At 62.0% G+C, this 20,519-nt stretch carries 16 protein-coding genes and 2 pseudogenes; 6 read left to right on the top strand and 12 right to left on the bottom strand.

The annotated features are described in order from the left end of the window. Positions 1 to 34 precede the first annotated feature (34 nt). The 6 genes and pseudogenes from ABIB73_RS37675 to ABIB73_RS35870 form a co-directional block, all read right to left on the bottom strand. Positions 35 to 791 (bottom strand): annotated as a pseudogene (locus ABIB73_RS37675) (class II aldolase/adducin family protein). A gap of 56 nt (positions 792 to 847) precedes the next feature. Continuing rightward, the gene (locus tag ABIB73_RS35890) at positions 848 to 1,822 is read right to left on the bottom strand and encodes a D-2-hydroxyacid dehydrogenase (RefSeq protein WP_354231994.1); all 975 of its coding nucleotides are present in this window, start codon (positions 1,820 to 1,822) and stop codon (positions 848 to 850) included. A gap of 894 nt (positions 1,823 to 2,716) precedes the next feature. Next, positions 2,717 to 4,036 (bottom strand): MFS transporter, encoded by a 1,320-nt coding sequence (locus tag ABIB73_RS35885; protein WP_354231992.1) that lies wholly within the window; start codon positions 4,034 to 4,036, stop codon positions 2,717 to 2,719. A gap of 73 nt (positions 4,037 to 4,109) precedes the next feature. Then, on the bottom strand, positions 4,110 to 4,772 hold the full coding sequence (locus ABIB73_RS35880; protein ID WP_354231990.1) for a ribbon-helix-helix domain-containing protein: 663 nt from the start codon (positions 4,770 to 4,772) through the stop codon (positions 4,110 to 4,112). Between the two features lie 391 nt (positions 4,773 to 5,163). After that, positions 5,164 to 5,586, bottom strand: coding sequence for a CopG family transcriptional regulator (locus ABIB73_RS35875; protein WP_354231988.1), 423 nt, complete (start codon positions 5,584 to 5,586; stop codon positions 5,164 to 5,166). Between the two features lie 10 nt (positions 5,587 to 5,596). After that, on the bottom strand, positions 5,597 to 7,573 hold the full coding sequence (locus ABIB73_RS35870; RefSeq protein WP_354231986.1) for a conjugal transfer protein TraG: 1,977 nt from the start codon (positions 7,571 to 7,573) through the stop codon (positions 5,597 to 5,599). A gap of 633 nt (positions 7,574 to 8,206) precedes the next feature. On the opposite strand from ABIB73_RS35870, the gene ABIB73_RS35865 reads away from it, so the two are divergent. Further along, positions 8,207 to 8,476 (top strand): hypothetical protein, encoded by a 270-nt coding sequence (locus ABIB73_RS35865; RefSeq protein ID WP_354231985.1) that lies wholly within the window; start codon positions 8,207 to 8,209, stop codon positions 8,474 to 8,476. A gap of 43 nt (positions 8,477 to 8,519) precedes the next feature. Here ABIB73_RS35865 and ABIB73_RS35860 read toward each other — a convergent pair whose 3' ends face one another. From ABIB73_RS35860 to ABIB73_RS35845, 4 genes are all read right to left on the bottom strand, one after another. Continuing rightward, complete coding sequence (locus ABIB73_RS35860; RefSeq protein ID WP_354232041.1) at positions 8,520 to 10,247, bottom strand: relaxase/mobilization nuclease domain-containing protein; 1,728 nt, start codon at positions 10,245 to 10,247, stop codon at positions 8,520 to 8,522. A 241-nt stretch (positions 10,248 to 10,488) separates the two neighbouring features. Beyond that, the gene (locus ABIB73_RS35855) at positions 10,489 to 11,385 is read right to left on the bottom strand and encodes a lytic transglycosylase domain-containing protein (protein WP_354231983.1); all 897 of its coding nucleotides are present in this window, start codon (positions 11,383 to 11,385) and stop codon (positions 10,489 to 10,491) included. 3 nt (positions 11,386 to 11,388) lie between these two features. Further along, positions 11,389 to 11,895, bottom strand: coding sequence for a S26 family signal peptidase (locus ABIB73_RS35850; protein ID WP_354231981.1), 507 nt, complete (start codon positions 11,893 to 11,895; stop codon positions 11,389 to 11,391). Next, positions 11,895 to 12,359 carry a DUF2840 domain-containing protein gene (locus ABIB73_RS35845; protein ID WP_317243001.1) on the bottom strand — a complete coding sequence of 155 codons (465 nt, stop codon included), beginning with the start codon at positions 12,357 to 12,359 and terminating at the stop codon, positions 11,895 to 11,897. The genes ABIB73_RS35850 and ABIB73_RS35845 overlap by 1 nt, the downstream gene beginning before the upstream one ends. Positions 12,360 to 12,680: 321 nt before the next feature. On the opposite strand from ABIB73_RS35845, the pseudogene ABIB73_RS35840 reads away from it, so the two are divergent. The 5 genes and pseudogenes from ABIB73_RS35840 to ABIB73_RS35820 all read left to right on the top strand — a co-directional run bounded on the left by ABIB73_RS35840 (position 12,681) and on the right by ABIB73_RS35820 (position 18,901). Then, a pseudogene (locus ABIB73_RS35840) lies at positions 12,681 to 13,658 on the top strand (IS110 family RNA-guided transposase). A gap of 675 nt (positions 13,659 to 14,333) precedes the next feature. Further along, positions 14,334 to 14,849 (top strand): TnsA endonuclease N-terminal domain-containing protein, encoded by a 516-nt coding sequence (locus tag ABIB73_RS35835; RefSeq protein ID WP_354231979.1) that lies wholly within the window; start codon positions 14,334 to 14,336, stop codon positions 14,847 to 14,849. Further along, positions 14,846 to 16,522: a TnsB C-terminal domain-containing protein gene (locus ABIB73_RS35830; RefSeq protein WP_354232039.1), complete on the top strand. Its 1,677-nt coding sequence runs from the start codon at positions 14,846 to 14,848 to the stop codon at positions 16,520 to 16,522. The genes ABIB73_RS35835 and ABIB73_RS35830 overlap by 4 nt, the downstream gene beginning before the upstream one ends. After that, complete coding sequence (locus ABIB73_RS35825) at positions 16,513 to 17,415, top strand: TniB family NTP-binding protein (protein ID WP_354231977.1); 903 nt, start codon at positions 16,513 to 16,515, stop codon at positions 17,413 to 17,415. Before ABIB73_RS35830 ends, ABIB73_RS35825 begins: the two co-directional genes overlap by 10 nt. Next, a complete protein-coding gene (locus ABIB73_RS35820; protein WP_354231975.1) occupies positions 17,402 to 18,901 on the top strand; it encodes a TniQ family protein in 1,500 nt (499 codons plus the stop codon). Before ABIB73_RS35825 ends, ABIB73_RS35820 begins: the two co-directional genes overlap by 14 nt. Before the next feature lie 265 nt (positions 18,902 to 19,166). Here ABIB73_RS35820 and ABIB73_RS35815 read toward each other — a convergent pair whose 3' ends face one another. Continuing rightward, positions 19,167 to 20,069: a replication initiator protein A gene (locus tag ABIB73_RS35815; protein WP_354231973.1), complete on the bottom strand. Its 903-nt coding sequence runs from the start codon at positions 20,067 to 20,069 to the stop codon at positions 19,167 to 19,169. A gap of 2 nt (positions 20,070 to 20,071) precedes the next feature. Then, positions 20,072 to 20,350: a helix-turn-helix transcriptional regulator gene (locus ABIB73_RS35810; protein ID WP_354062539.1), complete on the bottom strand. Its 279-nt coding sequence runs from the start codon at positions 20,348 to 20,350 to the stop codon at positions 20,072 to 20,074. Positions 20,351 to 20,519 lie beyond the last annotated feature (169 nt).

Below are 20,519 nucleotides of genomic sequence, written 5' to 3'. Positions count from 1 at the left end.
AGGGCCTTTACAGCAGCGCGCCTCCAAGGACGCGTCAAGTCGCGTAGTCGGGACTGATGCGATCGAGGCGGCGTTTGAGCGCCGCCCAACTGCGCGAACCATAGCTCTTGCTCTCGCGATACCGGCTGCTCTGCGCCGCCGTGTGAGCGACGACCTCATCAGGCGGCAGGGTGATCTTTTGCCCGCCTTGCATGGCCGCGATCTGGATGCTGCAGGATTGCTCCAGGTAGTACATATTGTGGAACGCCTCAGCCACGGTGCGCCCGACCGTGAGCAAGCCGTGATGTCTTAGAATCATCACGTCGGCGTCGCCTAGATCACGCGCCAGCCTTTCACGCTCGTCTAGATCATCCGCGATACCCTCGAAATCGTGATAGGCGATGCGGCCGTAGAGCTCCATTGACATTTGGTTCAACGGCAGCAGGCCCTGCTCCTGCGCGGCCACCGCCATGCCGGCCAGTGTGTGTGTGTGTGTGCATGACGCACTGGGCGTCATTACGGCTCATGTGCACGGCAGAATGGATCGTGAAACCCGCGCTATTGATTTCGGACACTCGCTCCTTATCGAGCGCATGTCCCTCGGGGTCGACGACGACCAGGCTTGACGCCGTGATTTCGTCGAACATCATGCCGTACCGATTGAGCAGGAAACGATGCTCATTGCCAGGCAGGCGTGCTGACAAATGGGTATAAATCAGGTCGTCCATGCCGAAGTGTGCAATCAGGCGATAGGCTGCAGCCAGATCGCAGCGGATCTCCCATTCTTGGGGGGCGACGTTACGCATATTCATCTCCTCTTTTTCCCTTGCGCCAAACCACGATCGTCTCGAAGCACCGAGCGCGCTGGTCAGTACCCTCGCTTCAGGTCGACCACGTTCCGTAGCGGCTTCTTGTCGAGGAACCGCTGGAGATTGTCGCTGAAGATCTCCAAAACGCGAGTGTTGTAGTCGCTCAGCCAACCGGCGACATGTGGAGTGACGATGACGTTGGGCATCGTCCAGAGCGGGCTGTCCGCTGGAAGTGGTTCTCGCTCGAATACGTCGAGGAGGGCTCCGGCAATAGTGCCCGCCTCGAGTGCCTCGATGAGCTCGCGTTCCGCAATTACCGCGCCGCGGGCGATGTTGATCAGAAAGGCGTCGCGCCGCATGAACTGAAGCTGCTCGCGACCGATTAGCTGGGCGGTTTCCGGAACATGCGGAACAGCAAGGACGACGAAGTCGGAGAGCCGCATGAGCTCGGCGAGTCCCTCCGGCGGGAAGAGCCTGTCGACGCCCTGAACCGGCTCGCTCACATCGCGTTTCGAGCCGATCACGGTCATACCCGCGCTCTTGCCTCGGCGGGCGATGGCGGCGCCAATCGATCCGAGACCGACCACGCCGAGCGTCCGCTCCGCGAGCGGTGCGATCGATCGCGGATGCCATTCCTTGAGTGACTGGTCGCGCATGAACCGCGAGAAGTCCCAATGCATCATGGTCATGCCCGCCATAACGAAGTCGGCGATGACTTCGCCGTGCATACCTCGGACGTTGGTGACGACGAGGTCACCGATGCGGTCGCGGAGCGGCATGACCGAGTCGACGCCTGCGCTGCCGCACTGGAACCAGCGCAACCTCCGCGCTTTGTCGAAGGCTGCGACAGGAAAGCTGTGTGCGACGAGAACGTCTGCCTCCGCTACATGCTTGTTGAGCGACGCCGCATCCTTAGCTGTCAGCACGCGAACGTGGGGGAAGCGCTTGTGGATGAAGGCGGCATGGTCATCTGCGCCGAAAGCATAGAGGAGGACCGTGACAACATCGTCGACAGCAGGCGTGGAGGATCGCATAACCCGACTTATCCTAATCAAACTTCTTCGGCTGAGCTCGCATCACTGCAGAAGCGAGCAGGCTAAAGCCAGCTGCGGTATACAAAACGTTTGCGAGCCATACATGCCTCTACTGTGTTGCTGTCCAGCTCGCCTTAAGTCAACGACACACACGCCTATCACTTCCGCTATCATTGAACAGACGTTTTCTTCGATGCCGTAAGTCCTTGAAGTTTATCGCGGGTGTTTAATAAATCGAACATCGCACCCAAGCGCGCTTCTCTGAAGGCGGCAGCGATTTGGATTCTAAATCGAAGCTGCTTTCTTGGCGCTGACGTAAGCGGCTATCTGACTCATTTAGGGTGGGATTGAAGCGTGCCGAGCTTCCTGGGGCTCTATCGCGATCTCAACGTCCTCCGGTCGAAGTCACCACTGATCAACCTTCTTCGACTGTACATGCCAAGCGTATTCGCTAGGAATGTTTGCCATGCCCGGTTCCTATTCCGTTTCTTCTAATTGAAACGGTTCAAGCAAGTCATTGTCTTCCAATTTATGCATTTTTCCCGCGCACAGTACCCGGTATATCGAAAGTGATTAATGCAAGGAGTGACGCGCAGACGCCCAAATGCCGTGCCGAAGCGCCATTTTTTGTCGGATTTCATCGTGCCTATTGTTTGGCCTTTCGAACCATAGCCGAGGTGAAAGGACGACTTTTGAGCGGTGCGAGCGCTGTCGGGAAGGCAGGGCCGGCTCCCCGCGGTCGGCGGATGTCACGGATCAGCCAACCTGTGACCCAACAATCGGCAGCGCAAACGATCACGGGACTTCGAGATCGTAGTCTGGCGTAGAAGAAGAAAGATTAGGGACGAACGCTTTCACGCGCCGACCATCGTGACCCGGGACACCAGCCCGGCTTCACCATTCCGCATGGTCGTCCGCCTCCAGGATGGCAAGCTCGGCTGGTGGAATAACGACCTCAACCGAGTTCCAACCCCCCGCCGGTTGACGTGTGACCGAAGCGCCAGCCTTCCGTTTCCGCCGCTCGAGCCAGGGGACGGCGGCGAACCAGACCAGCGCTGCCACCTGCAGCAAAACGTTCACACCGAACGCGGTCTGATAGGCCGTTAAAGGATAATGCCCCGCCTCCAGAGGCCATTGCTCCAGAATCAGTCCCGTCCCATACTGCACGATGAAAGCCCAGCCAAATTGCAGGACATTCAGACCGCCATTGGCGCGCGCAACCAGCTCGGCCGGGAAATAATCCGCTATGATGGCGTAGGTCAGAGCAGTGGCTGATCCGGCCATCGACAGCACGCACCACGGCAGGAGTGATGGCAAGGGCGGATGCAGGATCAGTACAAGCTCCGCCACAATCAACATCGCCGCGACCAAGCCAAACAGAGCCTCGCTCTTCTTAGCCCGGCGGCGCACCCAGTTGGCAAGGACGCCCAAGACCAGAGCGCCGAGACTCAGAGCGACCGCCATCACGAACAATTCGTTGACGAGTCTCGTTCGATCCAGCCGCTCCACATCGGAAAGCCAGGGCGCCGCCCATAAGGATTGCAGTGCCCAAGCGGACCCGATGCAGGTCGCCGATAAGGGCGCCATTCTCCAGAACCGCGCATCCGAGTAGACGGTTTTCAGAGTGGCGGGCGTCCTGTTACCCTGTGGCCCAGTGGTTCGTTCGGGAACCACGAGATAGATCAAAATGGCAGCAAGCGCGCTTGCGGCGCCCAGCACGCCGAATAGACCCCGCCATCCGATCCAGTCCAGCAGCACCTCGGCAGGAGCCGTTGCGGTAACGGCCCCCAATGAGCCCAGCATGATCATATAGCCATTGATGAGGGCCATTCGTTCTCTTGGAAACCAGAGGACGATGATTTTCAGCCCGGACATCAGGGCTGCTGCACTGCCAAGTCCGACAATCGCGCGAGCAAAAAGAAGCGACAGGAATCCCGTCGATAGCCCAAAGAGCGCGGCACCCCCTGCAGCAACAGCCAAGAGCACGCTCTGGACCCGGCGCGGCCCAAAGCGATCAAGTAACATGCCGATCGGAATCTGGGCCGCCATAACGACCAGAAAATAGATTGACGTGAGCAGCCCGATATCGGCAGCGCCAAGGCCGAGATCAGAGGCGAGGCGGCCAGCAATGAGCGTATTGATGGTCCGGAACAGGTACGAAAGGTAGTACCCGGCCGCGAAGGGAAGAAACACGCACGCGATGAGCCGCCACACAGGAACTGGCTCAACTCGTGCCACCGGCAATATTTGAGACCCAAGCTCCTTCCGCACGCTTCTGGCGGCCGGCCTAACAAAAGGAGTTGGGCAGGTTTCGAAAGTTTGGAGCGCTGCCGCCCTCCACGGCGGCAGCGCTCGGCTCGGAGTTTCCATCCGCCGCGACTGCTGACAGACCTTCCTGACTCGACTGTTGCTCTGCCGCGCGCTGTGATGCGCCGCCAAGAGCTTCACCGCCCGGTCGACTACCCTTGCATAGCCGATCGATCGTCTCCCGGATCAATGGCTGACCGAGCCGTACCCGCCGTTCGACTTGCTCCGCCAATACCTTGAAACGCTGCTGCCCGAGCAGGCACGCCTCCCGCTGCCCGGATGGCAGCATGGGCGGCGTCACGGTGAGGTGATAGCGCGCATGCAGGGCTACGGTCTCGGCGATGATCGCGATCTCGTGCTCGAGCCTGGCCATCTGGCCACTTATCCGGTCCAGAGCCTCATGAACGCGCCCCTCGATGGGCGGTGCTGGATTCAGGAATCGGTCAAGCGCCGTCTCGACGACCATGCTCTTGCCGAGCCCCGGGCGTTCGGTCGCAACTTCAAGTCGCTGTAACATGGTCTCGGAGAGCTGAACGGTGACCTTCTTGGTTCGCGCTCCTTCGTTTGGGCTCGGCTGCGCATCGCTGTCGGCTTGATTCACAATCGAGATGGGCTGGCCTCCAAGCTCTCCATCGACTTGCACTGCTTGTTCACTCCCAATTTGCGGCCGGGACCTGCCCGCGCACCGCGGCACGCGCAGCGTCGATTTCGGAATCGAAACGACTGAATCGCCCCCAGCGATGATGGACTTGACACAAGGGCCAATCCGAACGTCACTTCAACCGCACCGACATCTGCGTCGTAGTCTGGCGTAGCCAAAGAAAGACAAGGCGGTCTCAAGAAGAGCGGGATTTGTAAGCCTGTGTCATTCGCGGGCAGCTAACGGTCTGTTGCAGCGGGCCCGGGCGCCTTGAGTGACGCGCCCATCGCTTGCGCGCTTCGTGGCATGCTGCCGATCTGCGGGTCGACTTATCTGACTCAGCGCTGCACCCATCGCCAGGAGCTGCCAGGGCGCATTGGGGCGCGCGTACTGATTACTCGGGCTTCTCAGAGGCGTGCATGTCGATGCTCACCTCTTTCAGGACGGTGGATCCGCTTGCAAGCCGCCGTCCGAGCGCCTCAACAAAGCGATCGTAACGTTCCGCGCCCTTGGCGCGTGCGGCGGGCGTCGAATGTTCGGGGAGCGCCGGCGTTGAGGTCAGCCAGAAACGGATGAAGAGCGCGATGGTCTCAAGCGTGATGCCATCATTGCGATCGAGGCGCTCAAGCAGGCGCGCGATCCGGTCCAGCCGCTTGGCGATCGCGGCCTCGCGTCGATCGGAATCATCGGGAGAAAGAAAGGCGGCAATCGCGGCCTCGGCGACCAGGGACTTGGGCTGACCTCGGCGTTGTGCGAAGGCCTCGAGGGTTTTGAAGGTTTCCGGATCGAGATAGATGCTGAGCTGGATCTTTTTCACGCTGCCCAGCTCACAGATCCATCCCATCGTCCGCGTCGAGGCTGACGGTCCGCGCGACGCCCTGCATCGAGCGGCTCAGAGCTTGTGCCTGGACGGCATCGGCATCACCCTCATCGAGGTCGGTGTCGAACTCGTGTTCGCCGAGCGGCGCCTTGATCTCGATCTCCTCATGTTCCGGCAATTCCGGCTCGCGACGCAAACCACCGTTCGCCTCGTCGCTCCTGCGCTTGCGTCTGGTCCGTAGCTCGACTGATGGCGGAATTGGAGCGCCGGCCGACCAGTCATCCGGTCCTGCGGACAAGGTACGCGGTTCGAAGCGGGGCGGCTTCAACACACGTCGCTGGAACTGCGGATCCTCATAGTAGCGGACTTTGGTGGCGCGCACCGGGTGCACCCCGGAAATCATCACGACTGCATCTTTCGGCGAAAGTTGCATGACCTCACCTGGCGTCAGCAGCGGCCGGGAGGTCTCTTGACGGCTCACCATGAGATGTCCAAGCCACGGGCTCAATCGGTGCCCGGCATAGTTCTTCATGGCGCGCAACTCGGTCGCGGTTCCGAGCGCATCGGATACGCGCTTGGCGGTACGCTCATCGTTGGTCGAGAAGGCGATCCGGACGTGGCAATTGTCGAGAATGGCGTGGTTCGGCCCATAAGCGCGTTCGAGCTGATTGAGGCTCTGGGTGATCAGAAAGCTGCGGATGCCATAGCCTGCCATGAAGGCGAGCTGGCTCTCGAAGAAGTCGAGCCGGCCCAGCGCTGCAAATTCATCGAGCATCAAAAGGAGTTTTTGCCGGCGCCGGTCTGGATCCAGGCTTTCGGTCAACCGCCGCCCGATCTGGTTGAGGATGAGCCGCATCAAGGGTTTGGTGCGGACGATGTCGGATGGAGGCACCACGAGATAGAGTGAGACGGGTTCGGCGCCGTCGACGAGGTCGCGGATGCGCCAATCGCTTCGCGCGGTGATCTTCGCAACCACCGGATCGCGATAGAGCCCCAGGAAGCTCATCGCGGTTGAGAGCACGCCGGAGCGCTCGTTCTCGCTCTTGTTGAGAAGCTCGCGCGCGGCCGAAGCGACAACGGGATGAACGCTACCTCCAAGATGCGGGGTTGCGAGCATTGCGGTGAGTGTAGCGTCGATCGGGCGGGAGGGATCGGACAGGAAATTGGCGACGCCTGCGAGGGTTTTGTCGGTTTCGGCGTACAGGACATGCAGGATTGCGCCGACAAGCAGAGAGTGGCTGGTCTTTTCCCAGTGGTTGCGGCGTTCGAGTGCCCCTTCCGGGTCGACGAGGATATCGGCGATGTTTTGGGCATCTCGCACCTCGCAATCACCACGACGGATCTCGAGAAGTGGGTTGTAGGCGGCGCTGGCCGGATTGGTCGGGTCGAATAGGAGCACTGGCCCAAATCGCGCACGCCAGCCGGCAGTCAACTGGAAGTTCTCGCCCTTGATGTCATGAACGATCGTGGAGGCCGGCCAGGTCAGAAGAGTCGGGATGACAAGGCCCACGCCCTTGCCCGAGCGCGTCGGAGCAAAGCAGAGCACATGCTCCGGTCCGTCATGCCGTAGATAGCGCCCCTCAAAACGTCCGAGCACGACGCCATCAGGCCCCAAGAGCCCTGCGCGCCTGACCTCGCGCGAATCGGCCCAGCGCGCTGAGCCGTAGGTGGTGACGTCCCTCGCCTCATGGGCCCGGAGCACCGAGAGCATCATTGCCAGCGCGATTGCCGCAATTCCGCCGCTTGCGGCGATGACGCCGCCCTCAAGGAAGATCACAGGCGCGTAAGCATCGAATTTGAACCACCAGGCGAAGAAGGCAGCCGGCTGATAGATCGGCCAACGCCCGAGACTGAACCAGGCGGGTCCAAGCTGCGGCTGGAAGGCAAGCCGCCAAGCGGTCCATTCGGTCGCCGCCCACATGAAGGCGAGCACGACCAGACAGACCAGGATGACCTGATGCCAAATGATCTTTGTCGCGGACATGTGGAGATCTGGACGGCATCCATGAGCTGAGCGCAACCACAGCGCCGGGATGTCGCAGTCCCGCGCATAAAACTGTAGCCTTCGGCGGGTCGGGGTGAAACGTGCTCGGAGCTGACCGGCTGGGAGGACACAAGTCCAGACCAGAAGCTAAGAAACGTGATCGAGCGGCTAGAGTCTGCAAGAGCGTCATTCTGTTGCACGATGCCCAGGCCTGGACCGCCGCGATGATACGGGGCTACCTGCGTTACCTGCGTGACCAGGGCTATCGGGTTGTGCATTTGGTACCGGCGGCCTCGGCCGGGACGAACGTCGAGATGGCTCGTTGGTCGCGGCCCCGGGGTCGCGGTGGCGCGCACACCGCGCCACAGAATTAGCGCGTCAAAGTGAAAGGCCGCTCTTGCCTGAGCTGGCGATCGCCACACGATCGTTTGTCGATCTTGGTGTCCTCGCTGGATGCGACGACGGCTCTCACTCTGGCGGAGCAGAAGCAGCGGCTCCAACCGACGTTCCTGGTGCGCCCTTTGTGCCGGAGCAGGAGTTCCAAAATGGCCCGCATCTTGCTTCGACGATCGCAGATGAAACAGGACTCGTGAAGGCGACCACCGCACCTAAAGCAGCACGGAGACGAAAGTAATGAACGATGCAATGGCCGATCTGCTGTTTTTGGCCGCGTCGCGCGAAGACGAGGTGGCTAACCCGGTTCCGGACAAAAATCTGAATCGTCTTGCTGCCAAGGAGCGCGCGTTGAGGAAAGGCTGGATCGTGCTCAAGCGTAAGGTGAGAGATCCGGCTTGTGGTGGGCAGGTCGAGGTCTTCCGCGTGACCGACGCCGGCAGAGCGCGCCTGGAGGAGCTTGGTGCTCGTACTGGTGCCGTCGAGCGTTTCAAAGCGATGTTAAACTGAGCCATTGCGCGCCAGATCACGGATCCCCGCAGAGATCGGCGGATCAAATCGAAAGTCCGCGCTTCCGACCAAAGCTCCAGTCCACCCCTCCGAGACCAGCAATACCGTTCACCTGGCGACCCAGTTCGTGCTCTAGCTTGGGTACCCAGGGCACGAGCTGAAAGCCGAGGCCGTTGTCGATCATGGCAAAGCGGCCCGACGCAAGCGATAACCTCCGGCGATAGATTCCCGAAACAGATTCGCCAGCCTCCGCAGGCAAGTGCGTTAGCCCCGTCTCGGAGGCCAAACGCCGGCCTACCCCCTCGAGTTCACGGCGGCGGAGTGTCTCGATCAAGTTGCGGCCGAGCGTCACCTTGTCTCCCGCCCGGCGTGCTAGCCCCTGTCCTGCCAACACGTCGATGCGCCGATCAAGCGCATGCCGCACCTCGGCACCAAAACCAGCGCGCGAGAAATCGGCAGATTGCCGCGCCACAAGCTGCCGGTCGAGCCACGTCGCGCCTTCGGCTGCGACCTGCTGGTCAATGGCGAGTTCGGAGCGTACCGCGAGCGCGATCCGTGTTCGGCCACGCGCGTCCTCGAACCGCCGGAGCTCCACAATCCCACCGATCGGCCCATCGCCGGCCGCCTCGATCTCCGAAAGCTTCAGGTGATGCACGCGACCGTCGACACCGTCAACGATGGCAAACGCTGTGCCCTTCAGCTCGTCATCGTGGCCGCGTGCGAGGAGACGGCCGACAATCGGCTCGCCGTGGCGTTCGGCTTCAAGCGCCCAGGATGATGGTGCGCGCGGGGCGCCGTCTTTCGCAAGGCTCTTGTGAAGCCGCTTGATGATATCGCCGCGCTCGCCCAGGTTACGCAAACGCGGTTCCACGTCCCCGGGGAGTACCCAGCGTGCAGGCCCCGCAGGCTCCGCCAAGCCGAGCCGCTCAAGTGTCCGCAACCGCCCGATCCGAATCTCCCGTAACGGGTCGCCCCCGGCATCCCGGTCTGGCCTTAAATCAATCACTCCGTCCGCCGCGCCAGCTTCCCGAGCCAGCGCCCGGTCAAGCCTGGTCCAGCGTTCGGCCGTCACCTCCGCTTCAAGGACTTGGCGGATCTCGAGCTCCGATCGCGGGCCAAGCTCGCGCGTGACGAGATCGCCAGCGCGGGCGCGCAAGCCGGTTGCGATATAGTCGCGGCTGATCACGAGGTCTTCTCCATCATCGGCCCGGCCGCGCACGAGAATATGGATGTGCGGATGCTCAGTGTTCCAATGATCGACCGCAACCCAATCAAGGCCAGTACCGAGGTCGCGAGAGGCCTGATCCATGAGCTCACGCGTGAAGCTGCGCAAATTCGCGAGCTCGCCCGCATTGTCGGGCGAGACGATGAACCGGAAGTGATGCCGGTCGCCCTCGCAGCGCTCGGCGAACGCGCGGCCATCGGCGTCATCGCCCGCTGCGTCAAAGAGCTTGCCCGGTGTCCCATCGCGGGTGACCCCGTCGCGCTGGAGATAACCGATATGCGCGCGCAGCGCGCCCGGCGAACGCATCCGGCGCACGACCCGCGCCTTGACCATGGCGGATCGCGCACGGTTGTTGAGGAGCCGCGTCGCGGCAAGGCTCGCCGCGCGACCGCGCCCAAACTTGCTGCCACGGCTGCGGCTACCCCGCGACAGACCGCCGGCCTTCTGAGCAGCCTTGAGCGCCTGCGCCAAGAACGGCTTCGTCCGAGGCGCGCGCGTCGAACGGATGCGGCCTGGGCGGATGCGGAAATCGTCGTTACCAGTCACCTTGCCCGCCGGAACGTGTCGAAAACCGAGCGACAACGGGGAGTTGCCGCAAATCGCAAGTTGCGTCGCCCATTCGCAATGTTTTCCGGATCATTGAAATCTGAGCAATATCGCCCACAACCGACCGGCCGCACCTTGCGGCTTTTATCCTGCCCTCCCCGGTCGCTCACTCCCGGCTCTCTGCCGACCACTCTCAACGTTGCGACTGGCTTCGACATCATGCGACGAAATGCGATTGCGATCATCGGGCCTGCACCTCGTCTGATCGCCGCACAAACAGGCCCGTCGCGCGAGGGACGAGTGCAGTTGCACCCGCCCTAGGCGCTGCTTTCGACGAATTCATTGTGCGGACACCGGATGCCGAGTTGGTGTCAGCCGATAAGCTCTTGGACCGCACAACAACGAGTGGAGCCTGCTGCCACGCGGCGAAGCGTCTGGCAGACAAACCATCGCTGTCGCGCTGCTCAATACCGATCAATGGTGCGAGTTTAGCGATGTAGATCTGTGTTTCATCCGGAAGCGCTCGACCGGTGGCCAGGTGATCCTCGTACCGTTTTGGTCCAGCATTGTAGGCTGCGAGAAACCCTGCCGATCCGAAACGATCGAGCATCTCGCGAAGGTATGCTGCCCCAGCCATAATATTGTCGTGAGGATCAAACGGATCGATACCGAGATCGTAACGAACGCTAAGCTCGACCCAGGTCGCGGGCATAATTTGCATCAACCCGAGCGCTCCGCGAGGTGATATGGAGTGCGCATTACCGCCGCTTTCAGCCTGCATGACAGCACGGATCCAACGCTCCGGGACCGCGAACCGATGCGAGGCTTCGGTCACGAACGCGGCGTATGCAAGGCCCGGAAGCAGGTTTGAGGAGCGCGCAGCTTGTGCGCGCGATCCAACCTCCGCTCTGCAGGCCGATGGCGCTCCGAACGTCAGCAGAATTCCCAAAAAACCTGCAGCGGCTCGAGATAGCAATGTGCGGACAGCCGCCAAGGACAGAGCTCTTCCCGGCCGGCACTGAGACGGCGCGAGACGGCCGCGACGCGCGCCGATTGCTGACAATTCGGCCGGAATGGAGAAATGACGGTGCGATCGGCCGACTAGAGAGAGCGCAAGCCATTGGAGGAATGCCGCCATTTGTCAGTCCTCCCTGGTCCACACCGGTACCGCTTGCCCTATGACGGCTGATCTCGGGAGTGGTCCGAAATATCTGCCGTCAAAGGACACCGCCGACTGCCAGTTCATGAGAAAGACCTCGTCCTCAGCGACGACCCGGCAGCCCTGCCAGGCCGGCAACGGCCTGCCACGGCGGTCGCGCTCGCGTGCCTGACCCATTTCGATGCCGTCGACGACGATTGTGAGTCCCGTTCTGCAGACGGTTTGTCCGGGCAATGCCAGCACGCGCTTGAGCATCGGAAGACCGCTCGGCAAATAGCCGTTGAAGTCGAGGAAGCTCGCAAGCGGCTCTGGTGGCCGAACGGCCACGAGCTCAGTGATGTGCAATCGTGCGGTCCCTTGCAAACGGTAGAGGCCGATCGGCACACTTTCGGAAGCGTTCCAGATGTACGATAGTGAGGTGTCGGTGACCGGCCAAAGCGCGAGCGTTGTGGACCCACATATCGCAAGGATGATCCTTAGCCGTCCCATCAGAACACCATCCTGCGCCGGCGGAGCCACGCCTGGTGGCGCGCACGCGTATAAGGTCGTGGCGTTTCGTTGACGGAAAGACGGTTGTGGACGTGATGCCAATACTCGGGGGCTGCATCGGCTGGATCGATGCCGAGTGACTCCACGGCGTCGATCAACTGGAGAACGCGCTCGACCTTTCGCCAGCCAGCCAGTCGCAGCAGGCTTTCGCCGCCGGGGCTGACCCAAGGCACGGTCGAATACCGCTGTCCCGGCGTGATCGCGCGGAGAATGTCGATGCGAGACAGGATGGTTCCGAAGTCATTGGACGTCCAGCGCACGAACGCAAAGATGCTGCCGGGCACAAACGAGAGAATGCGCCGGTGCTGGTCAATGATCTTCTCCGATACAGGCTTGCCGAACCGGATTCGGTTCTCGATCCGCTTCTCGAGCCACAAGAGTTCAACAGTTGTGAGGTCGCTCACCTGGCCGCTCCATAGTTTTGAGAGGAATTTTTGACATGCCAACGGGTGCGCTGTCGCTAGCGCATCGACGTCAGAGCCTTGGTTTCGGCAGAACGGTTGTGATGAAGCGCCGATGATCGGCTTGTCCAAGCCTTGTAGCGCTCCTGCTGCTGTCAAGGATTGCAGCCGAGTGCTCCAATTCGTCAGAAGGAGTCCGAAGGATTCCAGGTTTGCCGGGGTACTGACCGGTGCCCCATCGCCGGTCGCATTGCGACGATGATGCCTCGCGACGATTCGCGAACGGAGCGCACAGTGCGTTCCGGCAGTCGGCAACCGAGGCGCATGATCGACTTCTATGCAGAGCTGGACCTGTCGCTGGAGGCGACGAACATTTGTGTGGTCGACGGCGACGGCAATGTCGCCTGACAGGCGAAGCTGGACACCGATCCGGACGCGATCGCACTGTTGTAGGCGAAATGGGAGATTCTCAAACGCGTCGGCCTGGAAGCGTCCTCGTTCAGCGCCCGGCTGTTCACGGCGCCTGCCGAAAAGGGGCTCCCGATGATCTGCATCGAGACCCGGCACGCCAAGGCGGCGCTGAACGCGATGCTGAACAAGACCGCCCGCAACGACGCCAAAGGCATTGCGCAGATGATGCGCACTGGCTGGTTCCGCGGGGTTCGTGTCAACTCGGAGAGCGCACAGACGTTGTGGGGACTGCTGGTCACGCGCAAAGCGATGCTCGGCAAAGTGCTGGACATGGAGAACATGATCCGCGGCCTGTTGCGACCATTCGGACTCAAGGTCGGCGAGATCTCGGTCGGCCGTTTTGATGCGCGGGTGTGCGATCTCTTGGCCGGGACGAAGGAATTGAAGGCGATCGTCGCGCCGCTGTTGGACGCCCGCAGCGCCAAGCGGCAGCAGTTGGCAAAACTGCACCGCGTGGCGCTGTCTTTTCGCGCCGCCGTCGATGATCCGGCGCGATTCAAGAAGTCGACCAATGTCGGCGCCCGTTTCGGGCTGACGCCGCGGCGCTATCAATCCGGCCAGACCGGCTGGATTGGCAGCATCTCCAAATTCGGTGATGAGCTGACGCGAGCGTTGCTGTACGAGGCGGCGATCGCGCTCCTCACCCGCATCCCGAAAGACTTCAAACTTCGCTTGTGGGGCCTGCGGCTGGCCAGGAAGAAGGATCTGAAGCGCGCGGCGACCGCAGTGGCGCGCGCGCTCGCCGTGCTGCTGCATAGGATCTGGATCGATGGCACCACGTTCCGGTTTGGCGCCGGCGGCAAGTGCGGCCGGGTCGCTGCGGGGGGTTAAGGGCCTCCGCGACCGTGCCGCTTCCACACGCGCCTTCTCCTTCCGCCACGGCGGAGCGGCGTCTCCCGAGGGGACGGGGATGTGGGTGAGATCGCAACTTTTCTTGCCGGCGGCAAGATGCACACCTTTGAAGCCGTCAAGCCGGGGGCTGGCTAGCCTGACCGCCCATTCTCCAGATTCCGGCCTGTGGTGGCCGTCGGGCCAACCACGAACGTTAGAGAGTTCTCCTCGACGAGCGAGCTCCCGCAAGGGAAAGCGACGAGCGTGATGCGGTGCTGCCGATGCTGGTGATTGCGTGATTTTGCGCGCGATCGCGCACACGCGCGGATCTTGGAGAACGGATTCGCATTGCAGGAAGGTCTTGCGCGTGACAGCGTAAGCGCATGAGGCAGCATCCTCGTTGCACTGTCGTTTTCCCTTGAATCCGATTCTGGGCGGCGCTGGCTTTTCGAGTCTTTGCACGACTTTCCGCATGATGTGATTTCCCTTGAATCATTGACTGGCTCCTTAAATCGTGGACTGCCTGCGGCGGCTGGGCGTAGACTCACCTTGCACGATGGTGAGTCGGAGGGATCGATGAGACGCATCCCGCTCAGTCGGCGTTCGCACATCACAGGTTTTCGGCCAGTCGATGGAGAGGCGGTCGAGCACGAGAGTGCGCTCGAACGGGATTTCGTGCTGCTGGTGAACTTTCTCGACGCCGGCGCCGCGATTACCTCGCAGCCGATCACAATCGAGTTCGAGGATGGCGCGCGGCTGCGCAGATACACGCCGGATTTCCGCGTGATCTGGAGCAACGGACGCTCAGAGCTGGTCGAGGTAAAGTACCGCGTCGATCTGCGCGCCCAGTGGGCGCGACTACGGCCAGGCTTTGTTGCGGCGCGGGCGATGGCGAGGAAGAACGGCGGACGTTTCCGCATCGCGACCGAACGCGGCATCCGGGGACCGTTGCTCGACAATGCCAGACGGCTGCTACCGCTACGCAAAGCACCGCTCGATCCGGCAATATCCGAATGCGCTTTGGGAACAGCGCGAACACTCTGCGAACCGACTTTCGAGCGCATCGTCGACGCGATGTCCTGCGACCGTGCGATGGCCCTGGGTGTAGTTTGGCGGCTCATCGCGCGGGGCGCTTTCAAAGTCGACCTCGCCGCGCCGATACACCCCAATTCTCCGGTGGGATTGGCATGAGCCCCGCGGCTGACACACCCGATCTTGCAGACGTACCCGTTGCTGATTGGCATAAGGCGCGTCGTCGCTTTGAGGTGATCAGTGTTCTGGCGAAGGCGCCGGAGCGGACGCGAGGCGATGCCGAGGCGGCTGCCGAGGCGCTTGGCTGCAGTGCCACGGTCGTTTATCGACTGCTGTCGCGCTATCTTGCCGATCCGCGCGTAACGAGCCTCCTGCCGGGGCGCCGCGGACGGCGACACGGCCAGCTTTTGCTGGCTGCAGAGGTCGATGAGGTGGTGCAGGCCACCATCGACGAGTTCTATCTGACCCGGCAACGACCGCGCGTCAGCGATCTGGTGACCGAGGTGCAACGGCGCTGCCGGACGCTGGGACTGCCGAAGCCAAGCCGCAAGGCAATCAACTTGCGGATTGGACAACGTGCGTCGGTCGAGGTGTTGGCAAAGCGATCCGGCCGCAAGGCCGCACGTGATCGCTTCGGACCAGCGACGGGTTCTCTGACGGCGCCTTGGCCACTCGCACTTGTTCAGATCGACCACACGTTGGTAGACGTGATCGCGGTCGACAGTGTCACACGACAGCCGATCCAGCGGCCGTGGTTGACCATTGCAATCGATGTCCACTCGCGCTGTGTCGCGGGGTTCCATTTGGCGCTCGAACCGCCATCCGCCACGTCGGTCGCGCTGTGTATCGCCCATGCCGTTCTGCCGAAGGCCGGCCGGCTGATGGCGCGCGGTGTCGCCGGTGATTGGCCTGTCCAGGGATTGATCGAGCGGTTGCACCTCGACAACGCCAAGGAGTTCCATTCCGAGGCGCTGAAGCGCGGCTGCGAGCAGTATGGGATCGCCGTCGACTATCGTCCGGTGAGGACGCCGCACTATGGCGGCCATATCGAACGGCTGATCGGGACGATGATGGGCAAGGTTCATCTCTTGCCTGGCACCACTTTCTCGGATGTTCGTGCCAAGGGAGATTGGAAGCCGGAAGACACGGCGGCATTGACGCTTGACGAGATCGAACGCTGGCTCGCCCACGCAATCGTCGGTGTTTATCACCACGATTTGCATCGCGGGATCGGCACGACGCCGGTCGCGGCCTGGGAGCGCGGAATCCTGGGCGATGGACAGGTCTCGGGACGGGGCATGCCAACCGCAATCAACGATCCGCGCCGCTTCCTGATCGACTTTCTGCCGATGGAGCGGCGGCTTGTTCGCCGCGAAGGCGTGTTCCTGCATTCGATCGGCTATTGGGCCGATGTGCTGCGCACCTGGATCGGCGAGCGAGAGCGGATGATCGTTCGGTACGATCCACGCGATCTCAGCCGGGTCCATCTGCTCGCACCCGACGGACGCTACTATGACCTCAGCTATCGCGATCTGCGTCGGCCGGCGATCAGCCTGTGGGAGCATCGACTGGCACTGACGCGGTTGCGGGACGAAGGCCGTGCCGAGATCAACGAGGACGCAATCTTCACAGCAATTGACGCAATGCGCGGTATTGCGGAGCGCGCTAGCGCGGAGACCAAGACTGCGCGTCGTCAACGAGAGCGGCGGCTTCGCCTTGATGGCGTGGTGACAGAACGGCGTCCAGCCGCCATAACGGCTGAATCCGCTCCAACGATCGAGCCTCTGCCCGCCGATCAGCGGTTGTTCAAGAACGTGGAGGAATGGACATGAGCAATCCCTCCTACCCGCATCTGCTGCCGCAGATTCGCGCGCTCGCCGATGCGCCTGGCGAGATTCGCATCCAGCGCATCCGCGCAGATCGGTGGATCGGCTATGCACGGGCGGAAGCCGCCCTGGCGGCGATGGACGATCTTCTGACGTTCCCGAAGCGGACCCGTATGCCGAACTTGCTGCTGGTCGGCCCCAGCAACAACGGCAAGACCATGATCGTCGAGAAGTTCAAGCGCGCGCATTTGCGCGATACCGTCGATGCCTCGGAGGGGGCTATCTCGATACCCGTCTTAAAGGTCCAGATGCCGCCGGCGCCGGACGAGCGGCTGTTCTTTGCTGCCGTGCTGGAAGCGCTAGGCGCACCAGATCGCAACCATGATCGGCTGGCGGTCAAGCAGGATATGGCGATGCGGATACTGCGCGCGACGGATGTGCGGCTGCTCGTCATCGACGAGGTCCACAACATCCTGTCGGGCTCGCGGGCGCAACAACGTCGCTTCCTCAACCTGCTGCGCTGGCTTGGCAACGAGCTACAAATTCCGCTGGTAGCCGTCGGAACCGCGGAGGCGTTGCGCGCAATCCAGAGCGATGACCAGCTTGCCAACCGGTTCACGCCGTTCGGCTTGCCGCCATGGCGGTACGATGCGGAGTATCTGCGGCTCCTCAACACGCTGGAGGCGATGCTGCCGCTGCGCGAACGGTCGGGCATGGAAGAACCAGCCTTCGCGCAAAAGCTGCTAAGCGCTGCGGAGGGCATCCTCGGAGAGGTGGTCAGCCTGGTCACGACTGCCGCGGTGGCGGCCGTTGCCGCCGGCGAAGAGCGCCTCCGCATCGAAAGGATTGACGACATCGGCTTCATTCCTCCCACGGAGCGCCGACGTGTCGCCGGCTGAGAGTTACGAGGTTGAGTTCTTCGATGCGGCGGAGCGCGCGCCGCGATCGCTGCCGGCACGGGTTGCACCGCTGCCGGACGAAGCGCTGGCGTCCTGGCTGCTTCGGTTCGCCGAACCGTTCGGTATCTCGCCGGAAGCCTTGCTGCTCGGCGACGGCGAGATGGATCTCGCAACCAATCCCGACTGGTGGCGCAAACCCGATGCGCTCATCGTTGCGACGCTCGCGCGCGGCACAGGCGTATTGGGCGACTGCATCCGATCGCTGAGCTTCGTCAACTGGCCTGATGATGACGGAGTTGTTGATTCTGTGCCGGACCGGTTCGGTCGGCAACGTTTCACGGCCGAACGGCCGTCGCATCAATCGCGACGGATAGGCATCTGTCCTGATTGCTTCGCCGAAGATGAAGTGCCTTATGTACGGCGGACGTGGACGATTGGCTGGCTGACAGCCTGTCCAACACATGGCACGGTGTTGGTGCGAACCTGTCCCGAGTGCGGGGTAAAGCTGCGCTTGCCCCGATTGTCGGATGCGACGTATTTCGCGCCAGACCGATGCCGGCGCTGCGCGCATCGCTTGGCCCGCGTCACGAGCATAGTCGCGGCGGAGCCTGTATTGCGATTTCAGCGGCGTATACTCGAAGGCCGGCCAGCGGGCATCGTCGATTTGCCGCAGATCGGTAAAATCGGCTGGTCTTTGGCCGTGGCTCTGTTCGACGTATTGCTGGGCGCTGTGTGGATCGATACCAAGCCGACCGCTCGCGACGTGCTGTTTGCGCGGATCGCTCGTGATTTTGGCACAGCCCGGTTGGGAGAGCTGGCCGATGGCTATCAAGGCCTGGCGATCCTGGCATGGATGTTCGAAGCGTGGCCGATGCGAACACAGGCGGCGCTCGCAATGCTGCGTGCCATACGCCCTCGCCGGCAAATGCAGCGCTGGCCAACCCTGGATGCTGCGATACGCGATCAAGTGGAGGCCTTGTTCTTCACAGCCTGGCCAGACGAACGGAACAACGGCGAACGCAGCTCCTGGCGTGCCTGGATCGATAACTTGCCGCAGACTGGAGAGGAACTGCGCGTGCAAGCGCTCCGAGAGCGGCTGCCACATCGTCGCGCCAGACTCATGGCAATCGCCGATGTGCGCGATGGTTTGTCCGTCGAGGCTGCTGCCGAAGTTGCCGACGTGCGGCCGCGAACTTTGTATCGCTGGATCAAGCGTGGTGCGCAGGGTGGACTTGAAGCTGCGCTCGAACGACCGAGCGGGCAACTTTCGGGACCGCAAACCGCTCAGCTTGCTGAGTGGATCGCTAATGCGCCGCCGGCCGGACCGCGCTGGCGAACAAATCGCGTGCAGAACGAAGCGCTGCGACGGTTTGGAGTCGAGATCACGATCTATGTCGCGGATCGACTGTTGCGCATGCACGGTCCTTGGAGGCGACGCAAGGTTCTCGCGAAGAGGAAGCTGACCGTTGCACCAGTTTACAATTAAGGGAACACCAGTCGACGATTTAAGGAGCCGATCACTCATTTTCGGCCCCCAGTCCACACATTTGGGGAAACCGACATGCACGCACGATCGACTTGTTCACAACGCACTGATTCACAACAAGAAGTTAGTGTCAGTACGTTAGTAAAGTTACGGGAGCAGGAAGTCTTGGCGCCGCAGAACCTTAGCTCTGATTCCGGTCCTCGATAGCACGAGCATCGCGTCCCCGATGGCACGAGGGTTCTGGTCCCCGATAGCACGAGCGCATTCACAGCTTATCCCCAGCAGGAAGGACGAGGCCACGATTGCGCAGTCGCTTGCTCAACGGGCCGATTGGGACTGGTGCGAAATTCAATCGCTCTGCGCCATTCGGATGACGCGTGATGATGAGCCGATAGCCTGGCAATGTCTGACGAAGGACGATCTGACGCAGGTCGTAGGCAAAGTGTTTGAACGGCGACAGGCTCCCGGACTTCGCATGCAAGTGCACAAGATCGAAGCTCCAGCCGCCATTCTGACGGCCGCCGTGCTTGCGGACGAGGCGATAGAGCCAGCGCTCCAATCCACCGGTCAGATCGAAATAGGCCCGGTCAATCGTCAGCACGAGCGCTTCATCGAGAACGCCCGTGTAGAACCAATCGGGCAGGATCAGCTCGATTCCACGGGCATGCCCGTGCGGATCGGCTGTCTCTTTCCATTCGTTGATCCAGGAGAACCGATGCCGCCGGCGTTCGCTCGGCTGGCGGATCGATGTCATCACAGTGGTCGATTGCAGCCGGTCGAGCGCAGCCTTCAGGCGGTCGTAGTCGCGCACGCTGGTGCCGCGGCCGACGAAGGTCAGGATCTCGTAAGGGGTCGCTGCCATCAGCCGGGACGTTTTCAGGCCGGCATCACGGGCTTCGACAATCTGCGAGGCAGCCCAGATCAGAACGTCCGCGTCCCAGATCGTGGCCACGCCATGTTCCGGCACGGCTTCGACACGAATGGTGATGGTGCCTGCGCGGAAATCGATGGGAACAATGCGCCTCGACTTTGCCAGCGAAAAGAACGGATACGCCATCAGGTCTTGCGCGTCCCGTGGCGCCAGATCTCCCGGGAGGGCGCGAAACAGATCGAGCTGGTCGCGCTCTGGTCGCCGCCTGCTGCTTGCAGTGGAGTTGCTGTCCGGCATGGTCAGCGCCGCTCCTTGCCGGCATACGGAATGGGTGTGTGCCGTTTCGCAGGCAGGACCGTGCCTGTGCCGGGATCGCTGGTGGACGTTTTGGCGCCGCGGTCAACCCACGCCTTCAGGTCCTCGAGCGCATACACAACGCGACCGCCGAGCTTACGGTAGGTCGGGCCTGTCCCATACGTGCGGTGCTTTTCCAGGGTTCGGCCTGATAGTCCGAGAAAGCGCGCCGCTTCGGGCGTGCGCAGGTATCGCGGCGGCAGGCCGGCGTTCGGATCGGGCATTTGCGAGGCTCCGTGGTCGTCTGGAGCGCGGCCGGCTCGGCCCGCGCGTCGACGGTCACGATGGCGCAGTCAGCGTGCCTAGGGGGATGCCGAAGATCGAGCGGTGATTTTCGGCACCCCTGCTCTACTCCTTGCGAGACGAAGGACGTAGCAATGCGCGATAGCCGCC

It is taken from the genome of Bradyrhizobium sp. F1.4.3, assembly GCF_040548375.1.
Taxonomy (GTDB): Bacteria; Pseudomonadota; Alphaproteobacteria; order Rhizobiales; family Xanthobacteraceae; genus Bradyrhizobium.
The sequence above is the reverse complement of the archived record's forward strand: the minus strand, read 5'-3'. Positions and strand labels throughout refer to the sequence as shown.